General features: G+C 44.2%; 14 protein-coding genes and 1 pseudogene. 8 read left to right on the top strand and 7 right to left on the bottom strand.

Annotated elements, in window-relative coordinates:
- Window positions 1–417 precede the first annotated feature (417 nt).
- The 6 genes from OEV42_04805 to OEV42_04780 all read left to right on the top strand — a co-directional run bounded on the left by OEV42_04805 (window position 418) and on the right by OEV42_04780 (window position 4,115).
- The gene (locus OEV42_04805; GenBank protein ID MDH3973581.1) at window positions 418–696 is read left to right on the top strand and encodes a transposase; all 279 of its coding nucleotides are present in this window, start codon (window positions 418–420) and stop codon (window positions 694–696) included.
- A 270-nt stretch (window positions 697–966) separates the two neighbouring features.
- Window positions 967–1,266: a hypothetical protein gene (locus tag OEV42_04800; protein MDH3973580.1), complete on the top strand. Its 300-nt coding sequence runs from the start codon at window positions 967–969 to the stop codon at window positions 1,264–1,266.
- 95 nt (window positions 1,267–1,361) lie between these two features.
- Window positions 1,362–1,814 (top strand): GNAT family N-acetyltransferase, encoded by a 453-nt coding sequence (locus OEV42_04795; GenBank protein ID MDH3973579.1) that lies wholly within the window; start codon window positions 1,362–1,364, stop codon window positions 1,812–1,814.
- Between the two features lie 113 nt (window positions 1,815–1,927).
- A complete protein-coding gene (locus tag OEV42_04790; GenBank protein MDH3973578.1) occupies window positions 1,928–2,347 on the top strand; it encodes a hypothetical protein in 420 nt (139 codons plus the stop codon).
- Between the two features lie 199 nt (window positions 2,348–2,546).
- Window positions 2,547–2,975, top strand: a complete 429-nt coding sequence (locus OEV42_04785) for a hypothetical protein (GenBank protein ID MDH3973577.1) — start codon at window positions 2,547–2,549, stop codon at window positions 2,973–2,975.
- 9 nt (window positions 2,976–2,984) lie between these two features.
- Window positions 2,985–4,115 (top strand): DNA alkylation repair protein, encoded by a 1,131-nt coding sequence (locus OEV42_04780; GenBank protein ID MDH3973576.1) that lies wholly within the window; start codon window positions 2,985–2,987, stop codon window positions 4,113–4,115.
- 124 nt (window positions 4,116–4,239) lie between these two features.
- Here the strand turns inward: OEV42_04780 and OEV42_04775 are convergent.
- The 6 genes and pseudogenes from OEV42_04775 to infA all read right to left on the bottom strand — a co-directional run bounded on the left by OEV42_04775 (window position 4,240) and on the right by infA (window position 9,369).
- Window positions 4,240–4,458 (bottom strand): annotated as a pseudogene (locus OEV42_04775) (helix-hairpin-helix domain-containing protein).
- Between the two features lie 335 nt (window positions 4,459–4,793).
- A complete protein-coding gene (locus OEV42_04770) occupies window positions 4,794–5,537 on the bottom strand; it encodes a DsbA family protein (GenBank protein MDH3973575.1) in 744 nt (247 codons plus the stop codon).
- 155 nt (window positions 5,538–5,692) lie between these two features.
- Window positions 5,693–7,033, bottom strand: coding sequence for an ABC transporter substrate-binding protein (locus OEV42_04765; protein MDH3973574.1), 1,341 nt, complete (start codon window positions 7,031–7,033; stop codon window positions 5,693–5,695).
- 193 nt (window positions 7,034–7,226) lie between these two features.
- Window positions 7,227–7,418: a 30S ribosomal protein S21 gene (gene rpsU, locus OEV42_04760; GenBank protein ID MDH3973573.1), complete on the bottom strand. Its 192-nt coding sequence runs from the start codon at window positions 7,416–7,418 to the stop codon at window positions 7,227–7,229.
- A 34-nt stretch (window positions 7,419–7,452) separates the two neighbouring features.
- Entirely contained in the window at window positions 7,453–9,105 is a 1,653-nt protein-coding gene (locus OEV42_04755) for an asparagine synthase-related protein (protein ID MDH3973572.1), read from the bottom strand.
- A gap of 51 nt (window positions 9,106–9,156) precedes the next feature.
- Window positions 9,157–9,369, bottom strand: a complete 213-nt coding sequence (gene infA, locus OEV42_04750; GenBank protein MDH3973571.1) for a translation initiation factor IF-1 — start codon at window positions 9,367–9,369, stop codon at window positions 9,157–9,159.
- A gap of 236 nt (window positions 9,370–9,605) precedes the next feature.
- Between infA and OEV42_04745 the strand changes: the two genes are divergently transcribed.
- Window positions 9,606–9,944: a hypothetical protein gene (locus OEV42_04745; protein MDH3973570.1), complete on the top strand. Its 339-nt coding sequence runs from the start codon at window positions 9,606–9,608 to the stop codon at window positions 9,942–9,944.
- A 229-nt stretch (window positions 9,945–10,173) separates the two neighbouring features.
- On the opposite strand, the gene OEV42_04740 is transcribed toward OEV42_04745, so the two are convergent.
- Window positions 10,174–10,584, bottom strand: coding sequence for a secondary thiamine-phosphate synthase enzyme YjbQ (locus OEV42_04740; protein ID MDH3973569.1), 411 nt, complete (start codon window positions 10,582–10,584; stop codon window positions 10,174–10,176).
- Between the two features lie 118 nt (window positions 10,585–10,702).
- Between OEV42_04740 and OEV42_04735 the strand changes: the two genes are divergently transcribed.
- Window positions 10,703–11,437, top strand: a complete 735-nt coding sequence (locus tag OEV42_04735) for a DUF72 domain-containing protein (protein MDH3973568.1) — start codon at window positions 10,703–10,705, stop codon at window positions 11,435–11,437.
- Window positions 11,438–11,444: the final 7 nt, after the last annotated feature.

The following is an 11,444-nucleotide window of genomic DNA, read 5'->3' as shown; positions in this document are numbered from 1 at the left end:
TGATTCATACAGATGTCCAATTAAACGGACTTGTTCCTGAAGGCTGATTTTAGACTGGTTCAGATGGGGCTCCCACTGCCGTAAGGCTTGTACACTTCCCTTGAAACTGATTTGGCGCACTCTCATATCTTTTTTTTTCTTTACTAAACCACCTCCTGCGACTCAATGCACCAGATTTGGCTGGATTCAGGTATTGCTTTGGTATAAATTTACCGAAACATACACCAGGCTGACCAGGCGATTTCCCTTTTAGTTGTTCTACTTTTTCAGCCAATATCTGTTGGGCTGAACGGGGCTTTCTTCGGAGAGTTTTTATATGGAAATTGGGGAATAAAGGAGTATAATTTTTCATGCCCGATTATACCATTTTCACCCTCAATTTTACTGTGTTTTTTACTGGTAAAAGCGCTTAACCTAGTGCCATTCGGATGTGTCCCTGTTATTAAAGACGGAACACCGGAAAGAGAAAAGAGCTGGACGACCAAAATGATTGAGAAGTTCGATTCAGCAAGAGGCCGCTACCTCTACAGCCGGCGGATGGGGACAGTTGAACCGGTCTTTGCCAATATCTGTCATCAGATGGGACTGGACCGCTTTACCCTGAGGGGAAAACGAAAAGTAGACATCCAGTGGAAGCTCTATTGTATGGTCCACAATATGAAAAAGATTTACCACTTTGGTATGGCGGGAACTTAAAAAGAAGAAAAGACAGGAAAAGAACCGTCATAAAAGCTGAAATGACCTCCATAAAACACATGTAAAAGGTCAAAGCAATTGACAAACTGACTATAGAATGTAATCTTTAACAAAACTTTGAAAAATCTCTTCCTCTCTCGATAAACCTCCCTTGTCAAAACAGTTTTTCTACAGACTCGTTATGAGAAAGGACAACTAATGAAGTGTTTCTATCATCAAGACCAAGATGCAGTTAGTGTATGCCGTCATTGCTTAAAAGGAATATGTCCGGTGTGCGCTATCGATTTTGGTGACGGTATTGCTTGTAAAAACACATGTGAGGAAAAAGCGAAAGATACTGCCAGGCTTATTTCCACCAATATTAATACACAAAAAGGTCTGAAAACCGGCAAGTTTATTGGCCCTTCCTTTGCAATACTAATGGGCATTATATTCATAACATGGGGATGGTATTGCGACGAAATGTCAGGATTTACAGGAATGCTTGGAATAGTATTTTTCGTTATTGGTATTCTTCAATTAGCATACAACATCAAATACATAAAACCCATGAATGACAAGAATTCATAACAAGACGTGCACCCAGAAGGGCTAAACGCCCGCCTGATTTAACTTGAAACTTTAGCAAATCACCCGCTGGTGAACTGGGTTGTTATGCATAAAAAATGAAAATATTTCGAGCAACTAAAAAAGATATTAGTGAAATCATCCAAAAGGTAGAAGCTCTGGTCAGTGAGCTATGCAATCAGCCATTCAAGATCAATGAATCGGAAATTTTACCTTTTCTTGAAAAGATGATCAGTGATGGTGATTATATTGTTTTACTTGCAAAAGACCAGGATGACCGGGTAGCTGGCCTTTTAACACTTGGAAAAACCGGAGCGGTTTATGCCGGAGGGAAATTTGGAGTTATTCATGAATTATACATTGAACCAAACATGCGTTCAGATGGCGTCGGAAAACAACTTCTGGAGGAAGCAAAAAAACTTTGTGCAGAGTTTGGCTGGAAAAGGCTTGAAGTCGGCGCCCCGGCATATCCCGAGTGGCGCAGGACAAAAGAGTTTTACCTGCGGGAAGGCTTTATAGAAATTGGGCCAAGACTCAGGTGGAAGGCATAGCCCCTTACTCAGCCCGGACGACGCAACACGCGGTCTGAATTGAAAAACAAACATCTTTGCACGGCTCGTTAGCGTTATAGTTAGGGGAAAAGGGGACGGTTTTCCCCTTTGCTATGAATAAGATTTTAAAAAATAATTGGAAGCCAATTTTGCTCGCTGTGAGTATGTGGCCATTAATGATAATAGGCCCCGAAGCTGTTGGCCTGGTATTACCGGGCGGATGGAGTTCATTGCAACAATATCCACAGGATGATTCAATTGAAATTGAGTTCTTAATTCGTGTTTTACTAATAGGAGTAATTCCTGCGGCAATTTACCCAAAACACTTCTATTGCTGGCCCATAATTTCATGGATAACACTTGCAACATTCGTTTCTTTCTGGGATCTTTTAAAAACAAGTCCCCTGGATTTTTCTTTCAATCTACTAATCTTTGGCATGGTAATGTCATTGCCTTTCATTGCTTTATCTTTTATTGGGGCCTTGTCAAGTCGTACAGCATGGTGGCTGTATAACCTCTTTTATAAAAGATAAGCAAGCAGGGATAGCTTTATAACCTGGTACTTTAAAAATGAAATCACCCTTATTGCTTAAAACAACATATCGCTGCTGGGGTATCCCTCTTGTCCCGGCATTTTTCAGTCTTTTTGGCTTCTGGCTAAGCAGGTCTGACTTTTTCCTTGGAGCAGGGGTGCTTACTTTAATGATCGGAGGGGTTCTCACATGCACCGGTTTGATTCTGCTTTCTCTCTTTGTATTTATAAACTGGCAATCAGGCGAGGGATGGGGACAGATATTTAAAAAGAGAGTTCTTTTGCCTGCCACTTTACTGCTTCTAAATTTTCCTATTGCTTTTGCTTTTTTATCTGCCGGCATTTATCTCCAATCTCTTATTTACTTGCATATTTCTAATAAAAGCCCCCAAAATATAAAAGAGATTGTCATTAGCTCTGCTCTCAATAATAAGAATCTTGGGTCTTTGAAGTCAGGTGATACCATAAAAACTTATTTTTCTCCAAAGGCTGAGAGCCCTGTAGTCATCTCTGTAAGAACAAGTGATTCCGAACGTGAGGCTGTAATTAGCGATTATCCATTTGGGAGTCACGACGATAGTAAAGTGATAATAAAAGACAATTTGGATATTAATATTCTGAGGCTTTGAAAACATACCATGGCTGAACCTTTTAAAAATCTATTTAACAAAGAAGTCATTAAAGGAATGGCGGCACACTTTGAAAAGCAATGGGCCGAGTTCGATGCCAGGGCCTTCATTTCTGCCGCAACGAAAAACCTGGATGCCCTTGAATTAAAGGAACGGTCCGAACAGATTACCCATGCCATGATGAACCACCTGCCTGCCGATTATGAAAAAGCCGGGGAAATTATGCTGGCAAGCCTGGGTGCTGAACTTGAAGATGATCTTTCGGCAGGGGCAATTGATTCACAGGGCATTGCAGGCTGGGCCGTTATGCCTATGGCGCACTATGTGGGACTGCGGGGGCATGATCATTTTGATTTGTCGATGACACTGCTTAAGGAGATGACCAAACGTTCTTCATCGGAATTCGGCATACGATTTTTTCTGCTCCAATCGCCGGAAAAAACCTTGTCTGTACTAAAAACCTGGACCACAGACAGCAATTACCATGTACGGCGGCTTGTATCGGAGGGAACACGGCCGCGACTGCCCTGGGCCATGAGATTGCCTATCTTTATCAAAAACCCGTCACCTGTTATCGATCTGCTTGAAATACTTAAAGATGATGACAAGGAATACGTGCGCCGTTCCGTTGCAAATAACCTGAATGATATTGCCAAAGACCACCCCGGCAGAGTGGCCAGTATTGCCGGGCAATGGATGAAAGGCGCCGGACGGGAGAGGAAACGATTGATCCGCCATAGCTGCCGGACACTGGTTAAAAGAGGGCTCAAAGAAACCTTAAAGGTTTTAGGCTATGAAACTCCAAAAATTGAGCAGGCTGCTATTAATATCTTAACAGCAGAAGTTGAGTTTGGCTCTTTCCTGGAGTTTGCTTTTTCAATGACTTCAAGCGCCAACCATGATCAGCCGTTGATTATCGATTATATCATCCATCACCAAAAGGCCAATGGCAACACGTCACCAAAGGTCTTTAAATGGCGGACGACATCGCTCCTAGCAAATGAAACACTGATTTTGACAAAAAAACATGCCATTAAGAAAATCACGACCCGTGTTTATTATCCGGGGCTGCACAAGGTGGAAGTAATGGTAAATGGACTTTCTGCGAGGGAAGCGGAGTTTGAGTTGATTATGTCTTAAGATTACAGTTCCCTCCCTTTCAAGGGGAGGGAGGCAACGAAGTCCCTTGCACTCCACAAGAGAAACAATAAAGAAAAAAAGGGAGCCCTTATTTCAGGCTCCCTTCATTCAAAACATAGAAATTCTACTGTTTCACAACTTTCGACGGCTCCTTACCGACATGAATCAAGTCTTTAATCTTTTCAAAAACCTTTTCCCCGATGCCTTTGACGTTTTTAATATCGTCAACTGTTTTAAAGGGCCCCGACTCTTCTCTATAGGCAATAATCCTTTCGGAAATGACCTCTCCAACACCCTTTAGCTGTTGAAGCTCGGCAGCCGTTGCGTGGTTAATGTCTATCTTCCCCGCATTACTGCTTGCCATAGCCACCGTTGACAAACCGGCAAGCAAGACCCCCATTAAGATAATTGAATAAACTGACTTTCTGATTTTTTGCACTTCTTTTCCTCCTTTTTATTAGATTTTTTTGAGAACCAACGGTTCTCATTCGAAATTTATCTATTTATAGCACAGGGAAAAAAGAAATGCGCGACACATATTGCTAAATATGCGACATATATTGCTATCGGTTATTTTTTTTGAGGGGGAGGTATAGAAATCCCCCCCCCTTTCAAAAAAGGGGGGGGAAAGCAGTATTTATTAAGATGAGCTATCAGGGAAAATATATTTCAATTATTTTACTTTCCCCCGGCCAGTATTGCCTTAATCTTTGCTTCAAAGTCTGAATAGGGACGGGCGCCTACCACTTTTTCCCCCTTCATTTGCCCTTTCTTGACACTCTTGCCAAGTACAAAGGAGGGGGTTCCCGTAATTGAAGCTGACCGGGCGGCCTTCACATCGGCATCGATTTTGTCGAGATGCCTGTCACTGTCAAGACAGGCATTGAACTTTTTCATGTCGAGTTTCAGGTTTTCAGCATAAACGGAAAGGTTATTCTCGCCGAGGGCACGGGAGTTTTTAAAGACAACATCCCTCATTTCCCAGTATTTGCCCTGGTCTCCGGCACATGAGGTAGCCTGTGCGGCCTTTTTTGCATTCTTGTGAAAAGGAAGAGGAAGATTGCGGCTAACAAATTTCAACTTCCCCGTATCGATATAATTTTTTTTGAGTTGGGCAAATGTCGAATCATAGAAACGCTTGCAATAGGGGCATTCATAGTCTGTGAATTCAACCAGCGTAAGTGGCGCATCTTTCCTGCCGAGAGTCGGGCCCTCGACACCGACCTTGACATCGACCACCTCCGGTTCAGGTTTTTTAGGCTGAGCAGGGACATTCTTCTGCTGCTTTTCCAGAAGGTTTTTGATCGCTTTGAGTTCTTTCAAAATAGCATCCCCCTGCGCTTTTGTCATGGCCTCGTCAGCCCATGCGGTTACAGCCATGGAAAAGGTAACGGCCATTACCATAACAATCATATGCTTCATAATCTTCTCCTTAATTTATTTTCTGTAATCACCTTCTGTTCTACTCAAATTAAGTAAAACCAGGAGTGAGTTTAATGTTATTGTGATTGAAATGTCAATAGCCGGCTCTATTTTTTTTTACCTCTTCACGTAATAGTGAATAAACCTGAAAAAGGTTATCTCTCTCCGAATTTCTTGCTTAGTTCTAATATTTCGGCCTCTGCCTCTTTTGCAAGAGATTTGATATTGCTGTCTTTAATGGCCAGGGCCTTGCTGAAATATCGCTGCAATATATTGGAGATGGCAGGATAAAAGGGACTTTGGGGCCTGGGATAGGCTGTTAAAAAAACCGCTTTAAAATCTTTGAAATGAGGATTTTTTTTGAGAACCTCTTCATCATCATAAAGAGAAAGACGTGTCGGCGGCTGGGCGGCCTCCCCGGCAAGCAACTTCTCTATTTCAGGGCTGGTCATAAACTCGATGAACTTCCAGGCAAGATCCGGCTTTTTTGAATAGCGGTTAATGCCGAACTGCCATCCACCGAGCGCGGCATAGCTCTTTTTACCCTCAAAGTGAGGGAGAACAGAAATCCCCACCTTGCCGGCAATGCGGGACTTTTCCTTATTATTGGAAACCTCCCAGGCATAAGGCCAGTTGCGGTGAAATACAGCGCCCCCCTGGATAAAGAGATCAAGTGATTCAGGCTCCTGATAGGTAAGAATACCCTTGGGCGCAACGCCGCCGACAATCTCATCCCTGACAAAACGCAGGGACTCAAAAGCCTCCTGCCCGGCAATTCCCGGTTTGCCTGTTTCAGGGTCCATAATCGTTCCACCGCCACCCATAATGAACTCGAGCATATTACAAACCAGTCCTTCATACTGCTTGAACTGGGCCGAATAACCCTTGAGATTCGGCTTTTCCTTCCTTTCAGCCGCGAGAATCGTTTTTATCTGCCCAACCATCTCTTCCCATGTGCCGGGTGGTTTCAGGCCGTACTTGTCAAGCAGGTCCTTCCTGTAATACAGGAGTCCGGCCGATATCCAGAAAGGAACGCCATAAATACTCCCGCCGTAACTATTGGCCAAGATAGGGCCCTCAATAAACTTCTTTCGCTCTTCTTCACTGAAATAGTGATCGAGAGGCAAGGCCCAGCCTGCAGCGGCAAATTCGGGCGGCCAGATGACATCCATAAAAAAGACATCGACTGAAGTGTCGCGATTTTTCAGTTTTTGCGTGAGCAGGTCATGGTATTCCGTCGACGAATGGGGGCCGATCTCGCGTTCTACCCTCAGCCCCGGGTATTTTTTATGAAAACGCCTGATCGCTTCTTCCCAGACCTCAGGCTGGTTTGGCTTCCAGGTAACAAAACGGATAAGCTCTTTTTTCCCTGCACCACTCTCTTTACTTTCAGTGCAGGCAAAAAAACCTGAAAGCAGCATCAAAAGAAAGAGAAAAGCGCCTGAGTTAATAATGCCTTTTTTTACACCTGATCTATGACCAAGAGGATGCTTCATACCTGGATATAATTAGTTTTCATCGGTCAAGGGTGCTTTTTCGCAATCTCTGCGTCAATCTTCGGTTTTGCTTGTGCCATGTACAGTAGTACAACTCGGCGCAAACCCTTGATTTCCTTGACCTTGCAAAAAATCCCTTCTTTTCGAATTGAAAACAAAGTTTGATTTATTATAGTTACTGGATAGACACTAATTAGTAAGATCTGTATCGTTTTGCCTTTTGTCTTCTTTTTTCAGCCTCTTTTTGCTTCAGTTTTTTTCTTACTGAAGGCTTCATGTAAAACCGCTTTCTTTTAAGGTCCTTCATCACGCCTTCAGTGGCAATTTTTCGTTTCAATTGGCGAATCGCTTTTTCAACCTGATTATCTACAACTCTTACTTCCAAAATTAACCTTCTTTCTTTATTTTATTAAAATAATTTAACTATTAAATGCAAGCTGCTGCTTGCGGCTTTTTTTGCCCTGTTTTCGCTCTTTTTCCACGTTGAGGAAAGGAGGAATATACTTCTTTTTAATCTCTTCCTCAATAGACTGAAGGTAGGACCGGGTCAGGGACTTGCCGTACTCTTCATCGCCATACCTGTAAAGACTCCCCTTGTCACGCCGGATATTTTCCTCTACCAGCTTCTCGTCTATCTTTTCGTTTGCCCCGAGGGCAATCTTTTCGACGATACCGTGGATACCGGAACCGGACTGGGCCGGGTCCTTTGCCCTGAAGCCGAGCGAGGGCGGAACGCCAAGCTCTACCGCTGCCTGACGATGAACACGTTTTCTCATGTTATCGTCTTCACTTTCGATCTTCAGCCGGGGAGAAATCTTCATGCCAATGTCGATAACATCCCTGTCAAGAAAGGGGGCCCGAAGCTCAATGGAATGGGCCATGGTAAGCTTGTCTTCACGTTCCAGCGTATCGGAATAGAGATAATTCAGGTCCTCCCAGAGCTTTTCATGGAGCCGCAGATAGCCATGATCCTTTAACACATCGTTATACCAGGGATATCCGGCAAAGATCTCATCGGCCGCCTGCCCCGTATACATGACCCGAATACCGTCCTCTGCCGCCATCTTTGCCGCCATATACATGGGAACGGCTACTTCAACCTGTAAAAGGCCGCTTTCCTCGACACTCCTGATGATTTCCGGAATGATATCCCTTACCGTTCTTTCATCAATGATGGTCGCCTTTAACTCCAGCCCCAGTTCTTCCGCTACCTTTCTCGCCGCAATAATATCTCCCGAATCCTCCCGTCCGGTACAATAGCAGATAATGTTCTTTCCGGCACGCTGAAGAAGGTTGGCAATAAGAACCGAATCGACGCCCCCCGAAAAAATGACACCCAGCTTCCCTTCATTGAGACCACCAAGGCGTTTGTTTACCGCATTGATGAGGGCCGTCTTATAGAGATCGACAGCTTCTTTAAAATCGACGATGTCGATCTGGGGCATGGTGTAATTAAAACCGTCACTTACCTTCGCACCCAACTCACTGATTTCGATTACCTGCCCCGGCATGAGCCTCACCGGTTCCTCTTTACCGTTCCAGAGGGCCTTTCTTTCGGAAGCAAAATAAATAATGTTGCTGTTTTTGATAAAGTAGATGGGCTTTTTCCCTACGGGATCTCTCGTAACGACAACCCGTTCTCCATCGGTAACGGCAAGCGCATACATGCCATCAAGCAAAGGCATGACTTTTTTGACGGCGTCAACGAGGTCCCCTTCATAGGTCTCTTCCAGCAGGTGAATAATGACTTCACTGTCGCTTTCACTCTTGATGTTATGGTTTCTGAGAAGAAGCGTGGACAGTTCCTGGTAATTATAAATTTCACCATTATGAATCATGGTCAGCTTCCCGTCGCAGGATACATAGGGCTGGGTTGATTTGCCCTGCCCAACAATACTGAGCCTTGAGTGCCCCATGGCAATTTTGGCATCTTCGAGAAAATCCCTGATATCATCGAGGGTCTCTCCCGTTTCAACTTTTCCATCGAGATAAACACCATGGCTGTCCGGTCCGCGATGGCGCATTTTATAAAGCATATCATAGATGTCATTGGTTGCTTCTTTTCCGCGCAATGAAAAGTGACCGCAAATTGTGCACATAATTTTCCCTTCTTTTAAGGTTTATTATGAAACATGAATGATCCTGCCCTTTGTAAGATCATAAGGGCTGACCTCAATTTCAACCTCTGTTCCGGGAAAAATCCTGTTACCCATTCTTCTCGTGCGCCCTGCCATCCTGGCAAGGACCGTCTCTCCCCCGGAGATTTTTACACTAAAAACAGAATGACCTTTAAGTTCCTCTACAACCCCTTTTAAGATGACCGCATCTTCTTTCATATTGATACCTCCTGCCTGCAAAATACCTTGCGTCTCTCAGCCTGATAGCAGCCCCTCTCCGGCAACCTTGACCCCGGCCATAAGGTCAGGGGCCTCTGAACCTCCCCCCCCTTTTTCCAACAGCGCTTCAAGTTTTTTTTTAAAACTTCCCTTTGACGGAACCGGGCATAACTGATCCTAATCGATGTTTGAAACAGTGTAAGCATTTCGCTCGATTCATTTCGAATGGAAAATTAATGCCTGAAAGAAACGCTAATAATTCAAGGGACCTATCCAAAAATTCAAAAAAGCCATCTTCCGCGTTAATAATTTACCTGCAAACCCGCCATAGGCCGCCATTTTTCCCTGAAGCTGACTTCTTTAATTCCTTTCTATTCTCGCCCGGAATTATTAGAGATTTCCTTAAATGCGGATACAAGCAAGAGGCAACATTTTCATTAAAATGTATTAGCAGCCACCCCCCTGGTTCACAAGCATATCAAAGATACAGAGGCTATGCAAGCCGGCTGTGCGGTTTATGTAAAATTGTTCTCGGTTCAGACAAGATAAAAAGGACGCTTTTACCGGTAAAATGACTGGAGGGAGAAAAAGCATTAACTCCGGGAATAAAGCCGCCTCATTACATCGCTCCGTGACGGTTTGATGGTCCCTTGCCCTCACAAACCCTCAAGGCAGGGGGATTAACATGGAGAATATCTGCAGCGGTGCTGAAAGGAAAAAGCGGTTTTCAGGATTAATCTCTTTGGGCAACTTGCAAAGCCCTCAAACATATGATTTTAAGCTTAATAAAAGTGGCGGCTTTTATTAGGGCCTCTCCTCTATAACCGTGCAGACAATGGTTCTTTCACTTCTTGGTCCGTCAAACTCACAGAAAAAGATATTCTGCCAGCGGGACAAGCCCAGCCTGCCGTCAATTACCGGTATGGTTTCCGACGGACCGACCAATCCCGCCTTAAGGTGTGAATCACCGTTGCCATCCTGCCTGTCATGAAGCCATAGGCCTTTGGGAATCAACTTTTTCAGCAGGTTTACAACGTCCATCTGAACACTGTCATCCCAGTTCTCCTGTATCATGATGGCAGCCGTTGCCCCCTGGGCATAAACGGAAACAATGCCGTTTTTTACCCCACTTTCACTGACACGGGTTGAAATTTCACCGGTAATATCGACCAATTCTTCTCTGGACGACGTGGCAATTTGAATTAATTTTCTCATAAATACCTTACTCCAAATGATAGACAAAATAATAATCTTGTCAAAGGAATAAATGAAAATTGCGCTTCAGGCTTATATTTTTTGACGATCAGCTTTTTTACGACTATCTTTCAATAATATGACTGGACGCTTTATCACAGGAACCTCCGGCTGGAGCTACGATCACTGGCGGGAAATTTTTTATCCCGCCAATTTAAGGAGCCCTGACAGGCTCGCTTATTATGCATCCCGATTTGACAGTGTCGAAATTAACAACACCTTTTACCGACTGCCCCTGGAGGAAGTTTTCATTAAATGGAAAGAGACGGTCCCTGAAAATTTCCTTTTTTCACTAAAAGCGAGCAGGTACATAACCCACATGAAGAAGCTTAAAGACACTGAAGCGGCAACAGCCGGTTTTATAGAGAGGGCCAAACTGCTGCATCATCACCTGGGCCCCATCCTTTTTCAGCTCCCTCCCCGGTGGGGTTATAACGGGGAAAGGCTGGGCTCTTTTTTATCAACACTCGATCCTGCCTTGAGAGTTGCATTCGAGTTCAGGAACATGAGCTGGTTTAACGATGAAGCTTACAGTATTCTCAAAAACCATGGTGCAGCCCTTTGTCTTTACCAGATGCCCGGCTTTGAGACCCCAAAAATTGTGACGGCGCCTTTCGTTTACATACGTTTTCATGGAACAGGCAATCTTTATTCGGGGTCTTATGGGGATGAAGAGATCCATCGCTGGGGAGAAATTATGAGAGACTTCAGCAATAAAGGATTTGACATCTACAGCTACTTCAACAATGATGCCGAAGGAAACGCCGTAAAAGATGCCGGGAGGCTTGAAAAGGTTTTAGGCCGGAAAGCATGAACCCACG

Source organism: Deltaproteobacteria bacterium (assembly GCA_029860075.1).
In the GTDB taxonomy this organism is placed as follows: domain Bacteria; phylum Desulfobacterota; class JADFVX01; order JADFVX01; family JADFVX01; genus JAOUBX01.
The sequence above is the reverse complement of the archived record's forward strand: the minus strand, read 5'-3'. Positions and strand labels throughout refer to the sequence as shown.

Excerpts from the sequence above, each read along its gene's own strand:
- OEV42_04795 (MDH3973579.1), top strand. The coding sequence starts at position 1,362 with ATGAAAATATTTCGAGCAACTAAAAAAGATATTAGTGAAATCATCCAA.
- OEV42_04790 (MDH3973578.1), top strand. The coding sequence starts at position 1,928 with ATGAATAAGATTTTAAAAAATAATTGGAAGCCAATTTTGCTCGCTGTG.
- OEV42_04780 (MDH3973576.1), top strand. The coding sequence starts at position 2,985 with ATGGCTGAACCTTTTAAAAATCTATTTAACAAAGAAGTCATTAAAGGA.
- OEV42_04770 (MDH3973575.1), bottom strand. The coding sequence starts at position 5,537 with ATGAAGCATATGATTGTTATGGTAATGGCCGTTACCTTTTCCATGGCT.
- OEV42_04765 (MDH3973574.1), bottom strand. The coding sequence starts at position 7,033 with ATGAAGCATCCTCTTGGTCATAGATCAGGTGTAAAAAAAGGCATTATT.
- infA (MDH3973571.1), bottom strand. The coding sequence starts at position 9,369 with ATGAAAGAAGATGCGGTCATCTTAAAAGGGGTTGTAGAGGAACTTAAA.
- OEV42_04745 (MDH3973570.1), top strand. The coding sequence starts at position 9,606 with ATGCCTGAAAGAAACGCTAATAATTCAAGGGACCTATCCAAAAATTCA.
- OEV42_04740 (MDH3973569.1), bottom strand. The coding sequence starts at position 10,584 with ATGAGAAAATTAATTCAAATTGCCACGTCGTCCAGAGAAGAATTGGTC.
- OEV42_04735 (MDH3973568.1), top strand. The coding sequence starts at position 10,703 with ATGACTGGACGCTTTATCACAGGAACCTCCGGCTGGAGCTACGATCAC.